This window comes from Halobacillus ihumii, from assembly GCF_902726645.1.
GTDB classification, from domain to species: Bacteria; Bacillota; Bacilli; order Bacillales; family Halobacillaceae; genus Halobacillus_A; species Halobacillus_A ihumii.
The window spans coordinates 514,733-538,988 of the sequence record NZ_CACVAO010000001.1 but is presented as its reverse complement, the minus strand read 5'-3'; the positions used below and the strand labels follow the sequence as shown (position 1 = coordinate 538,988).

22 protein-coding genes are annotated in these 24,256 nt (G+C 41.1%); 18 read left to right on the top strand and 4 right to left on the bottom strand.

The window, feature by feature from the left end; translation table 11 throughout:
- Positions 1-29: 29 nt before the first annotated feature.
- From G6R08_RS02835 to G6R08_RS02805, 7 genes are all read left to right on the top strand, one after another.
- Complete coding sequence (locus G6R08_RS02835; RefSeq protein WP_163531075.1) at positions 30-539, top strand: DUF4178 domain-containing protein; 510 nt, start codon at positions 30-32, stop codon at positions 537-539.
- Between the two features lie 15 nt (positions 540-554).
- A complete protein-coding gene (locus tag G6R08_RS02830; protein ID WP_163526586.1) occupies positions 555-1,226 on the top strand; it encodes a PspA/IM30 family protein in 672 nt (223 codons plus the stop codon).
- Between the two features lie 73 nt (positions 1,227-1,299).
- Positions 1,300-1,971 carry a DUF4247 domain-containing protein gene (locus G6R08_RS02825; RefSeq protein ID WP_163526585.1) on the top strand — a complete coding sequence of 224 codons (672 nt, stop codon included), beginning with the start codon at positions 1,300-1,302 and terminating at the stop codon, positions 1,969-1,971.
- Between the two features lie 12 nt (positions 1,972-1,983).
- On the top strand, positions 1,984-2,379 hold the full coding sequence (locus G6R08_RS02820) for a DUF350 domain-containing protein (RefSeq protein WP_163526584.1): 396 nt from the start codon (positions 1,984-1,986) through the stop codon (positions 2,377-2,379).
- Positions 2,380-2,489: 110 nt separating this feature from the next.
- Entirely contained in the window at positions 2,490-4,040 is a 1,551-nt protein-coding gene (locus G6R08_RS02815) for a polyamine aminopropyltransferase (RefSeq protein ID WP_163526583.1), read from the top strand.
- 31 nt (positions 4,041-4,071) lie between these two features.
- The gene (locus G6R08_RS02810) at positions 4,072-4,752 is read left to right on the top strand and encodes a metal-dependent hydrolase (RefSeq protein WP_163526582.1); all 681 of its coding nucleotides are present in this window, start codon (positions 4,072-4,074) and stop codon (positions 4,750-4,752) included.
- Positions 4,753-4,974: 222 nt separating this feature from the next.
- Positions 4,975-6,288, top strand: a complete 1,314-nt coding sequence (locus tag G6R08_RS02805) for a DRTGG domain-containing protein (protein ID WP_163526581.1) — start codon at positions 4,975-4,977, stop codon at positions 6,286-6,288.
- 70 nt (positions 6,289-6,358) lie between these two features.
- On the opposite strand, the gene G6R08_RS02800 is transcribed toward G6R08_RS02805, so the two are convergent.
- Complete coding sequence (locus tag G6R08_RS02800) at positions 6,359-6,655, bottom strand: YtpI family protein (RefSeq protein WP_163526580.1); 297 nt, start codon at positions 6,653-6,655, stop codon at positions 6,359-6,361.
- Positions 6,656-6,782: 127 nt separating this feature from the next.
- Here G6R08_RS02800 and G6R08_RS02795 point away from each other — a divergent pair, with 127 nt between their 5' ends.
- Positions 6,783-7,730 carry a DHH family phosphoesterase gene (locus G6R08_RS02795; protein WP_163531073.1) on the top strand — a complete coding sequence of 316 codons (948 nt, stop codon included), beginning with the start codon at positions 6,783-6,785 and terminating at the stop codon, positions 7,728-7,730.
- 37 nt (positions 7,731-7,767) lie between these two features.
- Here G6R08_RS02795 and ytrI read toward each other — a convergent pair whose 3' ends face one another.
- Positions 7,768-8,271 carry a sporulation membrane protein YtrI gene (gene ytrI, locus G6R08_RS02790; protein ID WP_163526579.1) on the bottom strand — a complete coding sequence of 168 codons (504 nt, stop codon included), beginning with the start codon at positions 8,269-8,271 and terminating at the stop codon, positions 7,768-7,770.
- Positions 8,271-8,651 (bottom strand): sporulation membrane protein YtrH, encoded by a 381-nt coding sequence (ytrH, locus tag G6R08_RS02785; RefSeq protein ID WP_275897918.1) that lies wholly within the window; start codon positions 8,649-8,651, stop codon positions 8,271-8,273. Before ytrH ends, ytrI begins: the two co-directional genes overlap by 1 nt.
- A 664-nt stretch (positions 8,652-9,315) precedes the next feature.
- Between ytrH and dnaE the strand changes: the two genes are divergently transcribed.
- The 8 genes from dnaE (at position 9,316) to G6R08_RS02745 (ending at position 20,251) form a co-directional block, all read left to right on the top strand.
- Positions 9,316-12,645, top strand: coding sequence for a DNA polymerase III subunit alpha (gene dnaE / locus G6R08_RS02780; protein WP_163526578.1), 3,330 nt, complete (start codon positions 9,316-9,318; stop codon positions 12,643-12,645).
- A gap of 226 nt (positions 12,646-12,871) precedes the next feature.
- Positions 12,872-14,110 carry an NADP-dependent malic enzyme gene (gene ystJ / locus G6R08_RS02775; RefSeq protein WP_163526577.1) on the top strand — a complete coding sequence of 413 codons (1,239 nt, stop codon included), beginning with the start codon at positions 12,872-12,874 and terminating at the stop codon, positions 14,108-14,110.
- Between the two features lie 129 nt (positions 14,111-14,239).
- A complete protein-coding gene (locus G6R08_RS02770; protein ID WP_163526576.1) occupies positions 14,240-14,842 on the top strand; it encodes a FadR/GntR family transcriptional regulator in 603 nt (200 codons plus the stop codon).
- 95 nt (positions 14,843-14,937) lie between these two features.
- Positions 14,938-15,798, top strand: a complete 861-nt coding sequence (gene accD, locus G6R08_RS02765) for an acetyl-CoA carboxylase, carboxyltransferase subunit beta (protein ID WP_163526575.1) — start codon at positions 14,938-14,940, stop codon at positions 15,796-15,798.
- A complete protein-coding gene (gene accA / locus G6R08_RS02760; RefSeq protein WP_163526574.1) occupies positions 15,795-16,757 on the top strand; it encodes an acetyl-CoA carboxylase carboxyl transferase subunit alpha in 963 nt (320 codons plus the stop codon). The genes accD and accA overlap by 4 nt, the downstream gene beginning before the upstream one ends.
- Positions 16,758-17,000: 243 nt before the next feature.
- Entirely contained in the window at positions 17,001-17,960 is a 960-nt protein-coding gene (pfkA, locus tag G6R08_RS02755) for a 6-phosphofructokinase (protein WP_163526573.1), read from the top strand.
- Positions 17,961-17,996: 36 nt separating this feature from the next.
- Entirely contained in the window at positions 17,997-19,757 is a 1,761-nt protein-coding gene (gene pyk, locus G6R08_RS02750) for a pyruvate kinase (RefSeq protein WP_205439452.1), read from the top strand.
- 101 nt (positions 19,758-19,858) lie between these two features.
- On the top strand, positions 19,859-20,251 hold the full coding sequence (locus G6R08_RS02745) for an FxsA family protein (RefSeq protein WP_163526571.1): 393 nt from the start codon (positions 19,859-19,861) through the stop codon (positions 20,249-20,251).
- Positions 20,252-20,288: 37 nt separating this feature from the next.
- Here G6R08_RS02745 and ytvI read toward each other — a convergent pair whose 3' ends face one another.
- The gene (gene ytvI / locus G6R08_RS02740; protein WP_163526570.1) at positions 20,289-21,401 is read right to left on the bottom strand and encodes a sporulation integral membrane protein YtvI; all 1,113 of its coding nucleotides are present in this window, start codon (positions 21,399-21,401) and stop codon (positions 20,289-20,291) included.
- A 237-nt stretch (positions 21,402-21,638) separates the two neighbouring features.
- On the opposite strand from ytvI, the gene citZ reads away from it, so the two are divergent.
- Positions 21,639-22,754, top strand: coding sequence for a citrate synthase (gene citZ / locus G6R08_RS02735; RefSeq protein WP_163526569.1), 1,116 nt, complete (start codon positions 21,639-21,641; stop codon positions 22,752-22,754).
- Between the two features lie 224 nt (positions 22,755-22,978).
- Positions 22,979-24,253, top strand: a complete 1,275-nt coding sequence (icd, locus tag G6R08_RS02730) for an NADP-dependent isocitrate dehydrogenase (protein ID WP_163526568.1) — start codon at positions 22,979-22,981, stop codon at positions 24,251-24,253.
- The last annotated feature ends 3 nt before the right edge of the window (positions 24,254-24,256 follow it).

Below are 24,256 nucleotides of genomic sequence, written 5' to 3'. Positions count from 1 at the left end.
CGAGGTCTTAGTTGAAGAGAGGTGAGCATTTGGGATTATTTTCAAGGTTGTTTTCCAATAAAAAAACAGAAACTCCTGAAGTGAAGGAAAGAACTGTTCTTAATATTCAGGTAGGAGATATCATTACATTTGACCTTGTGGATTATGAAGTGGTTGGCAAAATTACCTACCGTGATGGGTCTTATGAATGGTATTCCTATCAGCTGCTGGAAGGTACTAATATAAAGTGGCTTTCTGCTGAGATGGATGATGAACTGGAACTTGGTATATATGAGACAATTAAGCTTCCGCAGGATTCCTTTCCAAAGCAAATTGAATATGAAGGCACTTCTTATCATAAGGATGAGGAGGGTGAAGCCTATGTGACGGGGGAAGGCCGGAGCAAGAATATCAATGGCCGGACCACTCGTTATGCTGAGTACATTTCAGAGGATGAAGAAACATACCTGTCTTTAGAATCGTGGGGCAGTGAAGTTGAAGTAAGCTACGGATATGATATCGAAGCTTATGAAATAAAAATCATAGCAGGTTCTAAATAATAAGGAGGATATGAAATGTTTAAACTTTTTAGTCGTGTCAAAACCGTTGTCGGTGCCGAGCTTAATTCCATGTTAGATAAAGCTGAAGATCCAGTCAAAATGCTGGAACAGTTCATGAGAGATATGGAAAGTGACATCCGTGATGCGGAAAGTGCAGTAGCAAAGCAAATCGCTAATGAAAAAATGTTAAAACGTAAGTATGATGACTCACAGGCATTAAGTGATAAACGTATGAAACAAGCTGAGAAAGCTATTGAAGCAGGTAACGAAGATTTAGCCCGCCGTGCACTCGAAGATAAAAATAATCATCAGGAACAGGCTGACCAATTTAAAGCTTCCCATGAACGTGCTGAGCAAGATTCGAATAATCTTCGTACAAAACTTGATGAAATGAAGAAAGAATATCAGGAAATGAAGTTGAAAAAGGATTCGCTTAAAGCAAGAGCGGAATCAGCCAAAACACGTACAAAGATGAACCGCACCATGTCAGGCATTGGCGGTGATGAGTCACGTCAAGGGGTTGAGAGAATGGAAGAGAAAGTCATGCAGTATGAAGCAGAAGCTGAGACCAGTGAGGACCTTTCCAAATCTAATCGCTCCCTCGATGATGAATTCGATGCTTTAGATGATAAAAATAGTGTAGATGATGAATTAGCTGCCCTTAAAAAGAAAATGAATAAAGAGTAAATGGCAGGAAGTTGAATCGTGCCTGACTTTACGTCGGGCACGTGTATTTTTTTGATGAAGGGAGGGGTTGCACGTGAGAAGTTTTGGCGGGGTCATAATTGTAGTAATCATTGCGGTGGTACTAGGTATGAATATGTTTGGAAATAATAATGGTTCTAGAGGGATTTCCGGCTCTTATACAGAAGATACATACGAAGAGCTGCCTGATGAACCATCCCGAAGTGAAATTATTGATAACATCAATAACTCTAATTCATCATCCATTGAAGAATTAGTCAGACAGGGTTTTCCTTTACTTGATACAGTCAAGACGGACAGAGGAATTTCCGAAATTTATATGACACAGGAGCTTTCGATGCAAAAGGTCGCTGAACTCCTTCAAAAGAATATTTCACCTGAAGAGATGAGCAAACGAAACAATGGGAAACAAGTACTCGTTTATCCTGAAAACTTTGTAATTTTGCAGGAAAGCGATGCGGAACCTGATCTTGTCTTAATTGAATTATCCAGTGATGAATTTGTACGAAACCATTATTCGCCGAGCTTTTTCCAAGGTTTATTAGCCTATTCTTTATTGAATCGAATGCTCGATTCTGATGATTGGGCAAGGAAACGTGCATCAACCTGTAAGTCTACAGGTAATTGTTACGGCGGTTATAGCACGTACGGAGGATACAACTCAGGAACTCCCGGATCATTTCGCGGCTCTTCAAACCGCGGGGGCGGACCTGGTGCAGGAAAATAAGGAGGGAAATGAATGGGACCATTTATAGCTACATTAGGATATTTTGCTTTAGGCGTTGTTGTTGTCGTGATTGGTTTATTTATATTTGAATGGCTTACGAAGCAATATAAGGATTGGGATGAAATAAGTAACGGAAATCAAGCTGTCGCTATGTCGATTTCAGGGAAGGTTATTGGAATTTGTATTATCTTATCTTTTGCCATTTATCACAGCTTTACGTTATGGGATACTTTGATTTGGGGAGCTGTGGGTGTCGTATTGCAAATGGCTACTTATTTATTATTTGAATTATTTATGAGGAAGTTTTCTGTAGAAACCAAGCTTAAGGAAAATAATACAGCTGTTGGAATTGTTTCTATGGGTGTATCCATCGGGCTGGCTTTTGTAATTGGCGCCTCCATTACATAAGCAGCACAAGTGTAACTTTTTAATCAAAAAAGAATGTTTATTGAGCCGCTATGGAGTACTGATTCATAGTGGCTTTTTAAAAGCGATTGTTTGATGTAGGAGTGAAAACAATGAATAATGAAGCCGTTAGAAAGAGCAGGGTAATTTATTGGGCTTCTGGAATTGTCTCGATTTGTGGCATTATTTTTGAAGTGTTGTTCGGAGCGTTGGGATCATACATACTTGGAGATGGCGTGAAACAATATACGTTGACGATAAGTTTATTTTTAACTGGTATGGGGATTGGCGCCAGTCTTAGTGAGAAAGTTATGAAACGATTGATCATCACATTTGTATGGATCGAATTTATGGTTGCCTTAATCGGTGGATTCTCAAGCTTTATGATGTTTGGGATGACTGCATTTGCTCCTGCAGGTTCGGATGCCTTATTTCTATATTTAATCACATTCACGGTCGGGGCGCTCACCGGAGTAGAATTGCCGATTTTGATTCGAAAAGCCAATGAAATTGGTGTGGAACTAAGCAGGAGTACTGCGCGAGTTTTATTCTCAGATTATGCCGGAGGGTTAATTGGCGGATTGTTGTTCGCTTTTTATTTACGGCCGCAAATGGGGATGGTGAAGAGTGCTTTCTTCGTCGCTTGTATTAATCTTGGAGTAGCTGTTATTGTCCTGTACCTGTTTCGCTATGAAATAAAAAAAATGGCCATTCATGTCACAGCGGCTGTGGTGATAGGTGTATTATTAGTCGGAGGTTTATTTTTCGGAGAAGAAATGGCTTTTTCCTTCGAACAAAAACTCTACAAGGATCCGATTATTTATATGGAAGAAAGTGCTTATCAAAAAATCGTTCTAACTAAAGAACAGGGTGATACACGATTATATTTAAATGGGTCACTTCAGTTTAGTTCCTCCGATGAACACCGGTATCACGAAACGCTCGTTCATCTTCCGATGGCGCAGGCGGAAAGCCACAAAGAGGTGCTTGTCCTTGGAGGCGGTGATGGTTTAGCCGCTCGCGAGTTGTTAGAGTATTCGGATGTTGAAGAGATTACCCTCGTGGACCTCGATCCTGCGGTTACAAATCTGGCCAAGACGAACCACCATTTATTTAAATTAAATGAAGGGTCACTTCTCGATGAGAGAGTTACTGTTCATAATAAAGATGCGTTTCAGTTTCTTGAAAAAGCAGAACAGTTTTATAATGTGATTATTATTGATTTACCCGATCCAAACAACGAAAGTCTCAATAAACTATATACAAGAGAATTCTATTCACTTGTTAGAAATCACTTAGAGCCTGGCGGAGCAGCCATGATTCAGGCAACGAGCCCTGTGTTTGCCACAGAAGTTTATTGGACTATCAGTGAAACGGTAGCTGCCACAGGGCTGAATATTGAAAACTTTCATGTAGGGATTCCTAGTTTCGGAGATTGGGGATTTGTGATGGCAAGTCGTGAACCTATTGATGTAAGTCAGCTTGAGATAACTAAAGAAACAGAATTTCTAACAAGTGACTTATTAAAATCTCTGACCGTGTTTGGAAAGGATGAAGATCGGGAAATTGTAAACAAGGACGGGGAAATCGTCTCATTAGAACCTAATACATTAATTGATCCTAACCTCATTCAGAAATATGAGCACGCATGGCAATATTACTGATGAGGGTAAAAGGTAAAAAAGGAGTGTAAGTGTGAAAATATCTTATCATGGACATTCTGTTGTAAAAGTTGAAACTCATGGGAAAACAATCTTGTTTGATCCCCATATTTCTGACAATGGCAATACCGATTTAAATGCTGAGGATGTACAAGCTGATGTCATTTTATTAACACATGGTCACAATGATCACGTGGGGGACACTTTCTCGATAGCAAATCGCTGTGAGGCACAAATCATTGCTCCGTTTGAGTTAGCCTCCTATTTAGGCAGTAAAGGGTTAAATGCCCATCCAATGTATATTGGAGGCAGTAAGCAATTTGACTTTGGGGAAGTGAAATTCACCCAGGCATTCCACGGTTCCTCTTATACGGAAGAGGATGGCACGATTGTTTATACAGGAATGCCCACCGGAATTTTATTAACCATTGAAGGAAAAACGATTTTCCATGCGGGGGATACCGGATTGTTTACAGATATGAAGATGATTGGCGAACGAAATGATATTGACCTGGCATTCCTTCCAATTGGAGATAACTTTACAATGGGACCTGAGGATGCATTAACTGCTGCAGAGTGGCTCAATGCGAAACAGGTAGTTCCTATTCACTACAACACCTTCGATTTAATTAAGCAGGACGGGGAAGCTTTTGCTTCGAAAGTGAAACCGGGCAAAGGAAAAGCGTTACAACCAGGCGATACAATTGAGATATAAAGGATAGGTGGACCCGCGGAGATTCCGCGGGTCTTTTTGTGGGTTATCAGCTAATAAATTTAGACGAACTTTCACATTAGCCGCTGTAATTCCTTTACAAAAGTATGGTTGAGAAGATATTCCTTTGTTTATGTTGTGAAAATTGCGGTTAAACTGTATCACTAGTATAATAACAATCAGCAATTAAGTTACTAGTACAGTTAGAAAGATTGGTGAGGAAAAATGGCTACCAAACATGAGCAGATTCTGGACCATATAGACTCCCTCTCGGTTGGAAGTAAAATCTCAGTGAGGGGAATTGCAAAAGCTCTAAATGTAAGTGAAGGAACTGCATACCGTGCGATTAAGGAAGCAGAAAATCAGGACCTTGTCAGTACGATTGAACGCGTAGGGACGATCCGGATTGAGAAAAAGAAAAGAGAAAACATTGAACGGTTAACCTTTGCTGAAATTATTAACATAGTAGACGGTCAAGTGCTTGGAGGGCGGGAAGGGTTATACAAAACGTTAAGTAAATTTGTCATCGGAGCTATGAAGCTGGATGCCATGATGCGTTACACGGAAGCCGGCTCGCTTCTGATTGTTGGAAACCGGACGAACGCTCATGAGCTCGCAGTAAAAGAAGGAGCAGCAGTGTTGGTTACTGGCGGTTTTGATACCACAGATGCCGTTAAACGGCTTGCTGATGAAAAGAAACTGCCTGTTATTTCAACGAGTTACGATACATTTACGGTTGCTGCCATGATCAATCGTGCCATCTATGATCAGCTTATTAAAAAGGAAATTGTGTTAGTTAATGACATTTATACACCCTTCGATGAAGCAAAATTTTTAACAACGAAAGATTGTGTGCAAGACTGGCATCGGTTGAATGAAGAAACATTGCACAGCCGATACCCTGTAGTGGATTTAAAGAATCGGGTTGTTGGGATGATTACGTCTAAGGACGTGATTGGAAAGGAAAAGCAGATTAGAATAGATAAGGTAATGACGAAGAATCCGATGATCGTTCATACGAAGACGTCTTTAGCTAATGCAGCCCATATGATGGTCTGGGAAGGGATTGAACTTATGCCTGTCGTTGACCCGGCACATAAGCTTCAAGGGATTATCTCAAGACAGGATGTATTAAAAGCGCTTCAGCAAATTCAGCGCCAGCCTCAAGTGGGAGAAACCATTGATGATCTCATCACAAGCCAGCTTGAGTTAGGGGAAACGGAAAATGGGGAGTACTCATTAAAAACAAAAGTGACTCCACAAATGACCAATCAGCTTGGGACTATGTCCTATGGGGTGTTTACCTCGCTTATTACGGAATCTACCAGCAGATTGCTGACTAAGCATAAAAAAGGAGATTTGGTAGTTGAAAACATATCTGTCTTTTTCATAAAGCCCGTCCAATTAGAGAGTGAAATTGAGATCAAGCCTGAGATACTGGAAGTGGGCAGGAAGTTTGCCAAAGTGGATGTAGAGGTACACCATGATCAGTCTATCGTCGGTAAGGCATTATTAATGGCTCAGCTTATAGATAGATAAAACAGCCGGCTCAAAACGGATCGCCATCCGTATCTATGGAGCCGGCTGTTTCTCGATAAGAATAGTGAACTTAGGAGGAAACACGGTGTTTTCTATATTCATTTCGGTAATGGCGTGTCATTTTTACGCCGAGTCGAAATTGGAAACCACCTATTACAAGGAATAGAATACCAATAAACAACGAAAGTTGAGTTTCATAATAAAGGTATTGGTTGATCCCGAAGAAAAAAACAAAGATTCCAAGGAAGACCTTCGCTTTACTGTTCATATAAGATTGTTCTAAAGGATCGCGAGACTTTACAAGCATTACTTTATAGTAAATATAAAGCACAAATGAGATAAGGATAATAATTGGGAAAATGATCAATCTAAATCGACTCCTGATGATAAATAGTTACTCATTAATTGTAGCTTGTTTCACATGGTTTTGCTACCTATCACACTTACTTTTGTGTTTTAATTAAAATAGGAATGATAGAGAGAGGGTTGAAATGATGTTAATAAGAGAGATTGCCGAAACTATACTACATTATGAAACGATTATCATACATCGCCACGTGCGTCCAGATCCAGATGCAATTGGTTCTCAGGCGGGCCTTGCTGAAATGATACAGCATAGTTTTCCTTCGAAGAAAGTGATGATCACAGGCGAAGATGAGCCTTCCCTTCATTTTTTGGCAGAAATGCATGAGGTTTCAGATAAGGACTATGAGGGAGCGCTTGTGATTGTTTGTGATACAGCGAATCAAGCGCGCATTGATGATCAGAGGTATAAGAAAGGCGATAAACTAATTAAAATTGATCATCACCCGGTCGTAGATGATTATGGTGACAGGAGTTGGGTGAATACAGATGCCAGTTCTACATCTGAAATGGTTTACACGTTTTATAAGGAGACATCTGACTTAGGGTTTACATTTAATAATCAAGCAGCAAGGTTGGTGTATGCTGGAATAGTCGGTGATACTGGACGCTTTCTGTTCCCTAGTACAACGAACCATACGTTAACATCAGCTGCTGAGCTTGTTAACTATAACTTCGATCGACCTGAGTTGTATAATAATATGTACAAGACCTCTATAAATGTGGCTAAATTAAAAGGATATGTGCTTCAAAACTTTACCTTAAACGAAGCAGGGTATAGTACAGTGCGTCTCCCCAAGGAAATACTTGAAAAACACAACGTGACACCAACAGAAACAAGTGCTCTCGTGGGATTGCTTGGAGATATTGAAGGAATTCTGGCTTGGGCCTTTTTTGTGGAGGAAGAAGACGTAATTCGTGTGCGGCTGCGTTCCAAAGGACCTGTTGTGAATACAATTGCCGCTAACCATAATGGAGGCGGACACCCGATGGCGGCAGGGGCTTCTGCATATTCGTGGGAGGAAACAGACGAAATCGCCAAAGAATTAGAGGCTGTTTGTCGGGCGTTTCGTTCATAATAAAGTGTCAGCAGGAACCAATGAACCTGCTGACACTTTAATGATCAATCTCAATGGATAAGCTGATCAGGAGCTCATTTGCGATAACTAGTTGTTCAACGGTTAAGTGGTAGATGAAATCGTCGACTTTGAACTGCTTGTTTTCTATCGCAGAGATAATTATTTCTCTTTGTCGGGAAATTTCTTCAATTTTGCTGCCGGTTACAGATGTTAATTGATCTTTCACCATAGAGGAGAGCTGATGTTGTGTGAGTTTATCCACTTCCAAATCCTTGGCATTCTGAAATTCAACAGTAATTTCTTGTACGGTCAGTCCTTCTTTATGTTCTTCCTCCTCCTCTTCTTCGGCGTTAAGCAGATTTTCATATTTAGCTTCTGCATCCTTAAGCTTCGTCGATAGTTCAATGTTTTCTTCCACCAATTGCTCCTGTAACTGACCATTGATAAATACGAATAGTAAATATCCGATGATGATCCCAAATACCATGCCTGCGTAGAAGCGTCGCCACTCGGTACTTCTAACCTGGGGAGGAATGTACATTAAGTAACCTCCTCACCAAGCAGGAATTCGAATAGTAGAAGGGCAGCTTGGACACCTCCCATTGCTGAGACGATAATCATTACCTGTTTGAATAAGTCAAATGTTGAACCGTCAAAAATTCCTCTTTCAAAATTACTGATGGCATCAAACGTTCCTCCAATTGCAGCTACTATTGCCCAGATCCTTAGTGCTTTTGCAATTCTATACATCGATGTCAGAGGTGCTTCGCCGGTGAGGAAACTGCCGATACTGCCGATTAATGTTCCGCCCATTATCACACCAAAAGCAATAAAAAAGCATTGGATCATAGATACGATAAGCCTTTCCTCTTCCATCTCGTCCCTCTTTCTTAAAAAGTTATTTTCGTGAGTCAATTTCATAATGGCTCCTTAACAAAATAAAGACTGATAAATCACTTTCTATTCCAATTGCTCCACTATCGTCCTGTTGTTGAATTTGATTAAGGTTCCGTATTTTTAATATGAGAATGGGGGTGGGAAACCACTCGCTTTCCACGGGGAAGACGGCAAGTCTCCTCGGTCTGTGACCTCCGGGGTCTCGCTAGTCTTTCCTTTCCCGTAGGAGTCTCGCAGTTTCCCACCCCTCATTTCGTTAATCAGAGCAACGGAACCACCTTAATAAAAATCGGAACGGACTCTTTGAGAAAGTCTTTTGAATAATTGCATTACAGCAAATGTAAAGGTCGTGATGATTCTGAAAAAACATATCGCAAGGGGGAGAGGGGGAAAGCGACTCCTTACCCAACTCCCCCTCTCCACTCAGACATTCGGAATCGTTTTTTCAAGATGTGGGCCTTATCTAATAAAATTTTTTAAATTTTCTACTTGCGTAGACTTGTGAGGTGCATCCTTTTCTTACTTACCAAGCCCCTTGCAGTGCAAAGGTAGAGAATTATGAAATTGGTTCATGTAAGAAAAGATATACTTATTACTCAAAATATTCTTTGCTTTAGAGAAATATGCAGGAGGCTTTCTTAGGTGGACTAACTTCCATATAATATAAGGTAGAAAGAAGGTGGCCCCGATGTCATTTACACATTTACATGTACATAGTGGATACAGCCTAATGAACAGCACGATCCAAATCCCTTCTCTTGTAAAAAAAGCGAAAGAGCTCGGGTTCACTTCCCTTGCGCTCACGGATGACAATGTAATGAGTGGAGCCATTGCTTTTTACAAGGCTTGTCTTGAAGCAGGGATAAAGCCAATATTAGGAATGAGAATCCATCTACGGTATAAGGGAGAATTCTTCCCAGTCGTATTACTTGCTAAAAGTAAACAGGGCTATCAGGAGCTGCTGTCTATAAGTTCACTGAAGCAAAAGTCTGAAGAGGTATCCTTGGAGGACATATCATTGTCCCACGCGCATCTCATTGCAATTATTGCTGTTTCTGAAACTTCTTGGGGATCTGCAATCCTTAATGGCATGACTGACAGCGTTAGGGATGACTTGACAAACTGGCGTTTTTACTTTGATGAAGTATTTTTTGGTGTGAAAGATTATGGAGTTCACATAGAAAGGCAGCTTCATCAGCCTTTGAAACAGTTATCAAATGAAAGCGGTATTCCTGTGACAGCGATGAATGAGGTACGGTATCTTGATCGGGATGACGTTGAGGCATACGAATGTTTGCGAGCCATTGATCGTGATGGAATATTTACGCCTGAAGAGTTCAGCAGTCCCCATCAATATTTAAAACCTTCCGAAGAAGTAGAAAATTATTATAAAGATTGGTGGCCAGAAGTTCTGGAAGCGAACCAGGCCATTGTAGAGTCCTGTAACGTCCAGATTGAACTGGACCAGCAGCTAATCCCTTCATTTCCTGTACCGGACGGAAAATCCTCTGCTCAATATTTACGCTTTCTTTGTGAAAGTGAATTAGATAATAAGTATCCAGATAACCAAGAGATTGCTGAAAAAAGATTGGAGCACGAGCTGAGAGTCATAACGTCTATGAATTTTAGTGATTATTTTCTTATTGTTTGGGATTTTATCGACTATGCAAGGAAGGCTGGAATGGAAGCGGGACCAGGGAGGGGATCGGCTGCTGGATCAATTGTTAGTTATTTATTAGGCATAACCCAGGTTGATCCCTTGGAATATCAACTGTTTTTTGAACGATTTTTAAACCCCGAGCGGTTGAGTATGCCTGATATCGATATTGATTTTCCGGATGACAGACGTGATGAAGTCATTGAATACGTAGCGAATAAATATGGCAGGGAGCATGTTGCTCAAATTTGTACGTTTGGTACATTTGCTTCAAGGAGTGTACTCCGAGAGCTGTTTAAAACGATGAACGTAGATCACAGAGATGCTTCCTTTATCTTGAATCATATTAAAGGAGGTTCCTCCAGTAAATTAAGGCAGCAAGTACAGAAATCTGCTGCTCTAAAGGAATACATTCGCTCGTCTCCTCATTTACAAAAGGTGTTTCAGTTAGCGAGTAAGCTGGAAGGGCTGCCGCGTCATGTTTCAACCCATGCAGCGGGGGTGGTCATCAGTGAACAGCCGCTTGTACATTATACTGCCTTGATGCAAGGACAAAGTAATGTTCAGCTTACTCAATATGCTATGGGGGACATCGAGGCTGTCGGCCTGTTAAAAATGGACTTTCTTGGCCTTCGAAACCTCACGCTGATGAGAAAAATTGAAAATAAAATTCAGCATTACAAAGATGCGGACTTTTCCATTAAAGGTATTCCACTTGATGATAAAGAAACATTTGAACTGCTACAGAGGGGAAAAACAAATGGCGTGTTCCAGCTGGAGTCTCAAGGGATGAAGGATGTCCTTCGCCGATTAAAACCAAGTCATTTTGAAGATGTTGTTGCCGTTAACGCTCTTTATCGCCCTGGTCCAATGGAATATATCCCAGTGTATATCAATAGAAAGCATGGAATAGAGGAAGTAGATTATCCTCACCCAGATTTGCAGCCTATTTTATGGTCCACTTTTGGAGTGCTTGTATACCAAGAACAAATTATGCAAGTCGCTCAGAAAATGGCAGGATACTCCTTAGGAGAAGCTGACTTATTGAGACGGGCAGTAAGTAAGAAACAACGAGAGGTTCTAGTACGGCAGCGAGAGCAATTCGTCACGAGAGCGGTAGACATAGGTTATGCTGAAAATGTGGCGAATGAGTTGTTTGACTGGATCGTCAGGTTTTCAAATTATGGCTTTAATCGCAGTCATGCTGTGGCCTATAGTAAAATTTCTTATCAGTTGGCTTTCCTGAAAGCACATTACCCTTCATATTTTTTAGCGGAACTCATTAATTCAACAATAGGGGACCGGGATAAGTTATCAATATACTTACGAGAGGCAAAAGATTTAGGGGCGTCATTAAAAGGGCCATCCATCAACAAAAGTCACATATATGCTCGTGATGAGCATGGATCAATTCGGTTAGGTTTTTTATCTATTAAAGGAGTTGGATTTCAAGCATCTCAGGCAATCTTAAATGCCAGAAAAGCAGCCCCGTTTAAACATTTAAATGACTTTTGTTTAAGAGTGCGGAATAAAGAAGTTACAAGATCTGTGATTGAATCCTTGATCATGGCAGGTGCGTTTGATGACTTACAACAAAATCGAGCAAGTCTGCTCGCCAGTATTGATCAAGCTTTAGAGCAAGGGGAATTGTTTAAAGAGTTTCAAGACCAGCCCGGACTTTTCAGTTCAGATTTGGACTTGGGCAGGCAAATGTTGAAAGTCGACCCTTTTCCTGTTTTACAGCAGCTTTCAATGGAGAAAGAAGTATTAGGCACCTATCTATCCGAGCATCCGCTTGAAGTTCACCGTCAACAACTTACTCGCCAGAACATTAGTTTATTAAAAGATGTTCTTCGGAAAACAGATGCAAAATCTGTTAAATCAGCTGTCGTCATTGAACAGTTGAAAGAGATTAGGACGAAGCGCGGGGACCCAATGTCGTTCTTAACAATTAGCGATGAAACGGCAGAAATGGACGCTGTTCTTTTTCCGGAGATCTATCGAAGTGCGAAACAATGGATTTCGGAACAAATGCTAGCCGTTATAGAAGGGAAGGTAGAAGAACGAAACGGGCGTAAACAATGGGTGATTTCTTCAATTTTCCCCTTAGATGGCGAGGAGGAAACGAATCATTCTGGACGGAGACTGTTTATAAAAACGAGCCTATCTGAAGAAAAACAGACATTGGCAAGATTGAATAAATTATCGACCTACTTTCCAGGAGAAACACCAGTACTGCTCTTTCGGTCTGAGGACCGTAAAACGTATCAATTAAGTGAATCTTATTCTTTAACTGTTTCTGAAGAATGCTTACGAAAACTTCATGAGTTTTTCGGTCCATCTTCCGTTGCTTTACGATAATGGCTCGTCCAACCAGATGCTAGTGATGTGAATTAAAAGTATCGTTGAATCTTTTTTTCTGATTCAAGTAAAATTAGTCGATCCCTTCTTGTGGCTTCTTTTTGGGAAGAATAGCTTTAGTGCATATTCTTTACAGCCCATATCGATCTGTTATAATGGAGAGGTTAATAGTGGTCTGACCACCAAAATCGGCTTTATTCTATCTGTTATAAAGGAGCGTGTACTCGTGTCAAATTTGCGTGATGAAGCATTGCACATACATCGTGCTAATAAAGGAAAACTGGAAACTAATTCAAAGGTTCCTGTTAGAAATTCAAAAGACTTAAGCCTTGCCTATTCTCCCGGCGTTGCCGAACCATGTAAAGAGATTTATGATCATAAAGAATCAGTATATGACTATACAATGAAAGGGAACATGGTAGCAGTCGTTAGCGATGGATCTGCCGTGTTAGGTTTAGGAAATATTGGACCTGAAGCCTCCCTGCCTGTAATGGAAGGGAAAGCAGCCCTCTTTAAAAGTTTTGCCGGTGTAGATGCGTTTCCGATCTGCTTAAATACTAGAGACATAGATGAGATTGTTCAAACAGTTAAATTGATGGAGCCTACTTTTGGCGGCGTAAACCTGGAAGATATTGCGGCCCCTAATTGTTTTATCATTGAAGACCGGTTGAAAAAGGAAACAAATATTCCGATTTTTCATGATGACCAGCATGGTACAGCGATCGTAACGTTAGCTGGATTAGTAAATGCATTAAAAATTACCGGCAAGTCTTTCTCTGAAATCAAAGTAGTGGCTAACGGAGCAGGAGCAGCTGGAATTGCCATTATTAAATTGCTTTACCATTTTGGCGCTCGCGACATTATTATGTGTGACTCAAAGGGAGCAATTTATGAAGGTCGTCCGAACGGAATGAATGATGTAAAAGATGAAGTAGCTAAAATTACGAATAAGGATAAATTAAGTGGTAGTTTAGAAGAAGTAATGGAGGACGCAGACGTCTTCATCGGAGTTTCGGTTGGAGGGCTCCTTTCTAAAGAAATGGTTTCTAAAATGAATGATGATTCCATTATCTTTGCCATGGCGAACCCAGAACCAGAAATTATGCCTGAAGATGCGAAGGAATCTGGCGCACGCGTGATTGGGACGGGCCGTTCTGACTTCCCTAATCAGGTGAACAACGTGCTGGCGTTCCCAGGAATATTCCGCGGTGCTCTTGACGTCCGGGCAACACGGATTAATGAAAAGATGAAGATTGCTGCAGTGGAAGCCATAGCTTCTTTAGTAAGCGACGAGGAACTTCATGAGGATTATGTGATTCCAGCACCGTTTGATCCAAGAGTAGCCCCTGCTGTAGCAGCTAGTGTAGCTCAAGCTGCTATGGAATCAGGTGTAGCTAGACATCACGTAGATCCTGAAGAAGTTGCGGAGAAAACCAGACAACTTACTCTTATTGATGAAGAGTAAAGGTGACACCAGAGAAAAGCTCTTCCAGCTTTTCTCTGGTGGTTTTTGAAATAATATGCTTGGCGTGTCTCCCAGGGCGCTTGCGCTTTTGTACTTACATATGTATGTGTGAAGGAGGGGGCTTTAGGTGTGTCCCGATCTTTAAATGAGAAAGTGTATGAAGGGGTCCTGGAACAAATAAAGTCATATATTGAAGCTAACAAGGTAAAACCTGGTGATAAACTCCCTTCTGAACGAGAATTGAGTGAACGGCTTAAAGTAGGAAGATCCTCCATTCGTGAGGCTTTAAGAGCAATGGAATTATTAGGGTTGATTGAGACTCGCCGTGGTGAGGGAACTTATATGAGAGCTTATCGTCCTTATCACATGGTAGAATTATTATCCAAATTTTTACTAAACAACTCCCGAACTAGGGAAGAATTGCTAATAGCGAAGCAGATGCTAGAGAAAGAGGTATTATTTCTGTCAGTTGGAAGGTTATCAAAACAACAGATGGAAATTATATCTTCTATACTGCAAGAAGAGCATTCTTGCGAGAGACACCAGCGTCTTTTTTATTATTTATTTGAACAAAGCAATCATCCTCTGCTATTATCAATGTGGCAATTTATAACTGGATTCACTCATACAGTTCATGATATCACTTATCATGCCTCGTGGTATGATGAATTAGATTCGGTGATCAGACAAGGCTCTGTTACTCGGGTCACCACATTGTTCAACTTTGAGTAATTCTGACGAATACGTCTCGACATATTAAGTGATATTATCTGAGTGCATTATTGTATAGTAATAGTAGAAACCTTTGTCCTAAAGGAGGGATCAGCTTGCTTAGAGATTTTTTCAGCAAGAAAAAAAGGTATGCATCCATTCCTAGTCAGGAAGCAAAGCAGGATGTACCTGAGGGTCTAATGCAAAAGTGTCCAAATTGTCAAAAGATATTTTATAGAAAAGAATTAAATAGAAACCAGAATGTTTGCCCGCATTGTGGTCATCATCACAGGCTAAATGCTTATGAAAGAATAGATCATTTGTTTGATGGTGACTCGTTTGAAGAATGGGACAAGTACATGATTTCAAATAATCCGCTGGAGTTTCCGGATTATGAAGAAAAACTGGAGAAAGATCGAAAGAAATCCGACTTAAATGAAGCTGTTGTGACTGGAAAAGCATCGTTGAATGGTATCCCTGCGGCATTAGCTGTTATGGATGCTCGTTTTCGGATGGGTAGTATGGGGTCAGTTGTAGGAGAGAAAATTACTAATGCAATCGAACAGGCCAGAAAGGAAAAAATTCCGTTTATTATCTTTACGGCCTCTGGCGGGGCGCGGATGCAAGAAGGTGTGCTAAGTCTTATGCAAATGGGGAAAACATCTATTGCACTACAGCGTCTGCACCAGGAACAAGGGTTGTTTATTTCGATCATGACACATCCAACTACGGGAGGCGTTTCAGCTAGCTTTGCTTCTTTAGGGGATTATAACTTCGCAGAGCCTGGTGCTTTAATTGGTTTTGCAGGGCGAAGGATTATCGAACAGACGATACGGGAGAAACTTCCAGATGACTTCCAAACCGCTGAGTTCTTGCTCGAGCACGGACAATTGGACCGAGTCATCCACCGTCATGATATGAAAGCAACACTGACTACGGTGCTTGAGCTGCATCAGACGGGAGGCAAAGTCACATGAAGCACGTATTGGAGTTTGAAAAACCAGTAGTAGAGCTTCGGGAGAAAATAGCTGAACTAAAACGTTTAACAGAAGATAGTGAGATGGACTTAAGTGATGAAATCGTCACTTTAGAAAATCGATTGGAGAAGCTTGAGAAAGATGTGTACGATCGAATGAAACCTTGGGATAGAGTGCAAATGGCACGACACCCTGAGCGTCCGACGACTCTTGACTACATTGAGGAACTATTCACAGATTTTCTGGAACTTCATGGTGATCGTTTATACGGCGATGATGAAGCTATTGTCTCAGGTATTGCGAAGTTTGAGGAACGTCCGGTAACAGTTATTGGTCATCAACGTGGAAAAGATACGAAAGAAAATATCAAGCGGAACTTCGGTATGCCTCACCCGGAAGGTTATCGGAAAGCACTACGCTTAATGAAACAGGCTGAGAAGTTTAAACGTCCTATCATCACGTTTATTGATACCAAGGGTGCTTATCCCGGCCGAGCAGCAGAAGAACGCGGGCAAAGTGAAGCCATTGCCAGGAATCTAATGGAAATGGCTGGGCTTACTGTTCCAATTGTTTGTATTGTCATTGGTGAAGGAGGAAGCGGAGGTGCTTTAGGTCTAGGGATTGGTGATCGCATTTTTATGCTCGAGAATTCCACCTATTCCGTTATTTCACCGGAAGGAGCTGCGTCGATTCTGTGGAAGGATTCAAGCTTAGCTCAGCAAGCGGCTGAATCGATGAAGATCACGGCCTATGATTTAAAAGCTCTTAATGTTATTGATGAAGTAATTCCAGAAATTCGAGGCGGGGCTCATCGTGATATTAAGGCTCAATCAGACCAAATAAGGAAGCTGCTAGACGGTGCCTTGAAAGAGTTGTATTTGAACAGTGAGTATGATCTATTAGAAAATCGGTTTAATAAATATAAAAAAATTGGTGATTACACACATCTTGATATATAATGGTAGGGTAAAAATACAGCTTAAATTGGGAAGTCGCACATGATCCAGGTGCGACTTTTGTCATCTTTACAGAATGGTAACGCTATCATTCGGGTTTAGACCTAGTATTCTTACTCTAGTTTATGTCTATAAATAAGAATGAAATAGTTAAAGCTTTGGCTGAGAGTTGATATAGTCGAGGTTTCACATTACATTTGAATGGGGAGACAGATTAATACGTATAACTTTTTGAGGTGATTGAGGATGAAAAAAATAGGTGTATTAACAAGTGGTGGAGATGCTCCGGGCATGAATGCTGCTATACGTGCAGTTGTTCGAAAAGCAATTTACCATGACATTGAGGTTTATGGAATCCAGCACGGTTACCAGGGACTGATTGACGGTGCCATTGAAAAACTGGAATTGGGTTCAGTAGGAGATATCATTCAACGTGGAGGTACAAAGCTTTATTCAGCACGCTGTGAAGAATTCAAAACAGCGGAAGGTCAGCAGAAAGGAATTGACCAACTACAAAAGCATGGCATCGAAGGGTTAATTGTTATCGGTGGAGACGGGACATTTATGGGAGCTAAGAAACTAACCGAACAGGGCTACCCATGTATTGGGGTGCCTGGAACCATTGATAATGACATTCCTGGTACTGATTTTACCATTGGATTTGATACAGCTTTAAATACAATTATTGACGCCATCGATAAAATTCGTGATACAGCCACGTCCCATGAACGGACATACGTAATTGAAGTAATGGGTCGGGATGCTGGAGATTTAGCTCTCTGGGCAGGGCTTGCTGATGGAGCAGAAAGTATATTGATTCCTGAAGTAAAAGATGACTTTGATGATGTGGTCGACCGTCTTAAGCGCGGACATGATCGCGGGAAAAAACATAGTATTATCATTCTGGCAGAAGGAATGGGAAGCGGGTTTGAATTTGGTAAGAAAATTAAAGAAGCGACCGATTTGGAAACACGTGTAACGGTTTTAGGACATACTCAGCGCGGTGGTTCCCCATCAGCTGCTGACCGTGTGTTAGCAAGTCGATTGGGAGCCTATGCTGTGGACTTGCTTATCGCAGGGAAGGCAGGGCGTATGGTCGGTATAGAGAAAAATGAACTGGTTGACCATGATATACTGGAAATCCTAAATGCCAAGCATTCAGTAGATTTAGGTCTATATCGTCTGTCCAAAGAGTTATCGATCTAAATCATTGAATAGATGTTTTGAGGAGGAAATAACATGATTAGAAAAACGAAAATCGTAAGTACCATTGGGCCAGCGTCCGAGTCTGTAGAGATGCTGACTAAGTTAATTGAAGCAGGAATGAACGTTACTCGTTTGAATTTTTCACACGGTGATTTTGAAGAACACGGAGCACGTATAAAAAATATTCGTCAAGCGGCGCAAGCAACAGGAAAAACAGTGGCCATCCTATTGGATACAAAGGGTCCTGAAATCAGGACAGGTACACTTAAAGGTGGAGAAGCTCAACTGGAAAAAGGGTCTGCTGTCTATGTATCCATGGACGAAATGGAAGGCGATGCAGAGCGTTTCTCCATAACTTATCCTGGATTAATTAACGATGTTCATAAAGGTTCAAAAATTCTACTCGATGACGGTTTGGTCGAGCTTCTGGTAGAAGAAATTCTGCCAGAACAAAATGAAATTAAAACAACTGTTTTGAACAATGGTTTATTAAAAAATAAAAAAGGCGTGAACGTTCCAAATGTCAGTGTGAATCTACCTGGAATCACGGATAAGGATGCAAAAGATATTGAATTTGGCATTGAGCAGGATGTTGATTTTATTGCTGCTTCTTTCGTGCGCCGAGCTTCCGATGTACTTGAAATTAAAGAGCTTCTAGAAAAACGTGACGCGACACACATTCAAATCATTCCGAAGATAGAAAACCAGGAAGGTGTCGACAATATTGAGGAAATTTTAGAAGTAAGTGATGGACTAATGGTAGCCCGCGGTGACTTGGGCGTTGAAATCCCTGCTGAAGATGTTCCTCTTGTACAAAAGGAATTAATCCGCAAATGTAATAAAGCTGGAAAACCCGTTATTACCGCGACACAAATGCTTGATTCCATGCAGCGTAACCCTCGTCCAACTCGGGCAGAAGCTTCCGATGTGGCCAATGCCATATTTGATGGAACAGATGCGATTATGCTTTCAGGGGAAACGGCTGCAGGAGACTACCCTGAAGAAGCAGTCCGCACCATGCATAATATTGCGAGAAAAACAGAAACTGGCTTAAATTATAAAGCAATTCTCAATGAACGTTCTAAACACAGTGATATGACGATTACGGATGGTATCAGTCAATCTGTTACCCATACCGCCATTAACCTTGCAGTCAATGCGGTCATCACACCAACAGAAAGTGGTCACACAGCAAGAATGATTTCTAAATATCGTCCATTTGCGCCAATTGTTGCCATCACTTCAAGTGAACGGGTTAATCGTAAGCTTTCTCTTGTGTGGGGTGTACATGCTGTGATGGGTCCACATGCACATTCTACAGATGATATGCTGGATGTTGCAGTTGATCGTGGATTAGCATCGGGAGTGGTAACACGCGGGGATCGCGTCATTATTACAGCAGGTGTCCCTGTGGGTGAAAGTGGTACAACAAACTTAATGAAGGTTCATGTCATTGGGGATGTACTCGTAAAAGGACAAGGAGTAGGGCGTAAAAGTGCCTATGGCCGTGTTATAGTGGCTAAAGATGCAGAAGATGCGATGAACAGAGTCGACGATGGGGACATTCTTGTCACGTATGGTACAGATCGTGACATGATGCCGGCTATTGAAAAAGCTTCTGGATTAATCACACAGGAAGGCGGCTTAACTTCACATGCTGCAGTTGTAGGACTGAGTCTTGGGATTCCAGTCATTGTAGGTGTAGAAGGTGCGCTTTCCAAAATCACGGATGGATCAGATATAACGATGGATAGTTCTCGTGGGGATATTTATGAAGGACATGCAAGCGTTCTTTAATAAACACAAATAGGCAGAGTCAATTCAGGCTCTGCCTTTTCCTTTGGTAGGAAGCCGATTCTGTCATATAATAAAGGAAAAGGATCAGAAAGGACGATCTTATGTTTCGCTGGTTGTTTCTACTCATAATTATTGTACCGGCTTTAGAAATTGCCCTGTTTATCTGGGCTGGACAAATAATCGGAGCTTGGTGGGTGATCTTGCTGATTATAGCTACTGGAGTTATTGGGGCATGGCTTGCTAAGCAGCAAGGGCTGGAAACGATCCGTAAAGTACAGTCCTCTGTCGGAGTCGGCCAGGAACCAGCGGACGCTTTACTGGATGGTGCTTGTATCTTAATAGGCGGAACTCTACTGCTAACTCCAGGCTTTATCTCTGATGCTACCGGCTTCCTTTTACTGCTTCCTTTGACTAGACCACCGATTAAGTCGTTTATTCGAAGGATTATAATGAAACTTGTGGACCGGAATACCATTACAATTTACCGGAGATAACTAGCAGCTGTTCCTTGTTGACAAAAGGAACAGCTGCTTATTCATGGCCTTTAATGAAGTGCCATGCTTGCAATGTGACACCTGTGGTATGAAGTGTTTTGATAAAAGCTATAATAATCGGGCTTACAATAACCGCATACATACCCACCAGTTGAAAGCCAACAAACAGGCCTGTTAATAGAATAAGCGGGTGTACACCGAAATGAGAAGCTAAGATTTTTGGTTCCAGCAGCTGCCTTGTAATGATGATTATCATGTAAAGAACAGCCAGTCCGATTGTCATTTCAAACTGCCCCATTAAGAATTGATAGATGATCCAGGGAATAAAAATAATACCTGTACCAATGTAAGGGATAAAATCCACAGCTCCTGATATAAGGGCGATGGTTAAGGCGTTAGGTATGTCCAATATAACTAAGCCTGCGTAGATCATTCCAACAGAGATGCTCATCAAAATAATTTGTGCCCTTATAATACCGCTGACTGTGTATTTAAAATCTGAAAACACAGCTGACGTATGTTGTTGGACAGAAAGGGCCATTTTTTTCGTAAGATAATCATGGATTTTGTCCCAATCCTTACTAATGAAAAACGTAGAAAGAATACCGACGACTAAAGTCATTGTAAATTCAGGTACTCCCGCTAACCCGCTGCTGAGAAATTGCAAAATATTGTTCATCCATTCCATCCCGGTTACACTTAGCTTTTCACGAAACATATCTGCCGAGTGATAAATGGACTGCTGCCAGGAAGAATCGATCATCCCGAGCCAGCGATCAATATAACTCAGCGGAGGCTGGATCATTTGCAGAAGCTGATCGTGTAAAGTGTTAATGATTTGTAAGTAATGTTGGGCGCCGCCTGACAATAATCCTTGCATTTGGTCAATAAGTTCAGCGACAATTAAGGTTAATAAACCAATCGTCAAAACAGCAATTGATAGGAGTAAAAGTAGAATGGAAAGCGTTCTCGGTAAACGAAGCCGCTGTTCAAAAATCTTTATAAAGGGTTGTAACGCCCACGAAATGATAAAGGCAAAAATAAAAGGATACAAATATTCCCACAATGTAAGGGAAAGAATAATACAGATCACCGTGCCGGCGCAAACGATAAAAAAGCGAATAATTTGCTGAGTGCGAAACTTATTCATGCTTGTCCCACCTAACATTGTAAACTCGTTTAAGCAGACCTACAGGGATTCCAATTGTTTGCAAAAATCGTCAATAGTCTATAAAATATCGTAAATTAAACGGTTTCAATTCACATTCAACTCAGAATCCTTTATAATTAGCCGTGGGGATGAATTTCAATCCATTTATAGGTCGATTATCAAGTGTTTATCTCACCGATAATGAAACAATGGAACATATTAAAAAGGAGAGATTGTATGGCATCTACAAAAGGCTTAGAAGGAATTACAGCTACAGAATCAACGATCAGTTCAATTATCAATGACAAATTAACCTATGTTGGATATGATATCGATGATTTAGCAAACAACTCCAGTTTTGAAGAAGTTGTTTATTTGCTCTGGAATCAAAAACTTCCGACTTTGGACGAATTGAATCAGTTTAAAACCGAACTTATTTCGAATATGGATATTCCTAGTGAAGTAGTGGATCACTTAAAGTCGTATGATCTTTCTACTGTTCACCCAATGGCTGCACTGCGAACAGCGGTGTCCATGCTTGGTCTTTTCGATCCAGAATCAGATGTTATGGAAGAAGAAGCAAATAAACGTAAAGCACTTCGTTTACAAGCAAAAATTCCGACAGTTGTTACAGCTTTTGCCCGCATTCGTAATGGCAAAGACCCTGTAGAACCTAAGAGAGATCTTAGCTTTGCAGCGAACTTCTTATATATGATGAACGGGAAGGATCCGGAAGATATCGAAGTCGAAGCTTTTAACAAGGCATTAGTTCTTCATGCGGACCACGAATTGAATGCATCAACATTTACTGCACGAGTTTGTGTAGCTACACTTTCTGATGTTTATTCAGGCGTAACCGCTGCGATCAGTGCACTTAAAGGGCCGCTTCACGGTGGTGCGAACGAACGTGTTATGAAGATGCTTACAGAGATTGGTTCTGTAGATCAGGCAATTCCAGCAATTGAGAAAAAACTTGAAAACAAAGAGAAAATTATGGGCATGGGCCACCGTGTATATCGCAACGGCGATCCGCGTGCCAAGCACTTGCGTGAAATGTCCCGCGAACTGACAGAACTTACTGGGCATTCTAAATACTATGATATGTCTATTAAAATTGAGGATTACATTAAAGAAAATAAAGGCTTGCCTGCCAATGTAGATTTTTATTCTGCATCCGTTTATCACAGCCTTGGAATCGATCACGATATCTTTACGCCTATCTTCGCGGTAAGCCGTGTTTCTGGCTGGCTTGCACATATTCTAGAGCAATATGCAGATAATCGTTTAATTCGCCCTAGAGCTGAGTACGTAGGACCTAAAGGACAAACGTATAAGCCGATCGACGAGCGCTGAAATAGAGCTGATTCTTAAATGAAAAGCACAACTTTTTGCTGGGCGAACGTGAAATTCTTCTAAGAATGATCGGACGCACCATCTTTCAAGAAAATCTGAATAAATACCAGGGTTCCGGTGCTTTGATTGTAAGCTTTTATCTCTGGACTTTTTATTCGGGTTATTTTAACGTATGATTGAAAAGGATGCTTTATCCCAGATACTAATTTTCAGGAGGGTTTATTTTGACACAATCACAGAAAATCTCAGTAGAACAGAATGGTAATTTGAACGTACCAGACCGTCCGGTTATCCCGTTCATCGAAGGTGACGGAATTGGACCAGATATTTGGGCAGCAGCCAGCAAGGTGATCGAAGCTGCTGTTGATAAAGCTTATAACGGTAAAAAGTCTATTGAGTGGAAAGAAGTACTTGCTGGTCAAAAGGCTTATGACCAAACAGGTGAATGGCTTCCAGGAGCTACACTTGACACAATTCGCGATTATAAAATTGCTATTAAGGGACCGCTTACGACACCAATTGGCGGTGGAATTCGTTCATTAAATGTGGCACTAAGACAAGAGCTGGACTTGTTTACTTGTCTTCGTCCTGTACGTTACTTTGAAGGTGTACCATCTCCGGTTAAACGTCCGGAAGACACAGATATGGCTATTTTCCGTGAAAATACGGAAGATATTTATGCAGGAATCGAATGGCAGGAAGGTTCACCTGAAGTGAAGAAGGTCATTGATTTCCTTCAAAACGAAATGGGTGTACATAATATACGTTTTCCTGAAACTTCAGGTATTGGTGTTAAGCCTGTTTCTAAAGAAGGTACAAAACGTCTTGTACGCGCGGCCATCGATTATGCATTTAATGAGGGACGTAAAAATGTAACTCTCGTCCATAAAGGCAACATTATGAAGTTTACAGAAGGCTCTTTCAAAAATTGGGGCTACGAAGTGGCAGAAGAAGAATATGGTGATAAAGTATTCACGTGGGCTGAGTATGATCGCATCGTAGAAAAAGAAGGAAAAGATGTTGCCAATGCAGCACAAGATAAAGCAGAAGCTGAAGGAAAAATGATCGTTAAAGATGCAATTGCAGACATCTTCTTACAGCAAATCCTGACTCGTCCAAAAGAATTTGACGTTGTGGCGACAATGAACTTGAATGGGGATTATATTTCTGATGCGCTTGCTGCACAAGTTGGCGGAATTGGAATTGCTCCGGGAGCCAACATCAACTTTGAGACAGGGCATGCTATTTTCGAAGCTACACACGGCACAGCACCTAAATATGCAGGAATGGATAAAGTAAACCCTTCTTCTGTAATTCTTTCCGGTGTTCTTATGCTTGATCATCTAGGCTGGAGAGAAGCAGGAGAGCTTATTTCTAAAGCTATGGATAAAACAATCGGAAGTAAAGTTGTAACTTATGACTTTGCACGTATGATGGATGGTGCTACTGAAGTGAAATGCTCTGAGTTTGGTGACGCTTTAATTAAAAACATGGACTAAGGA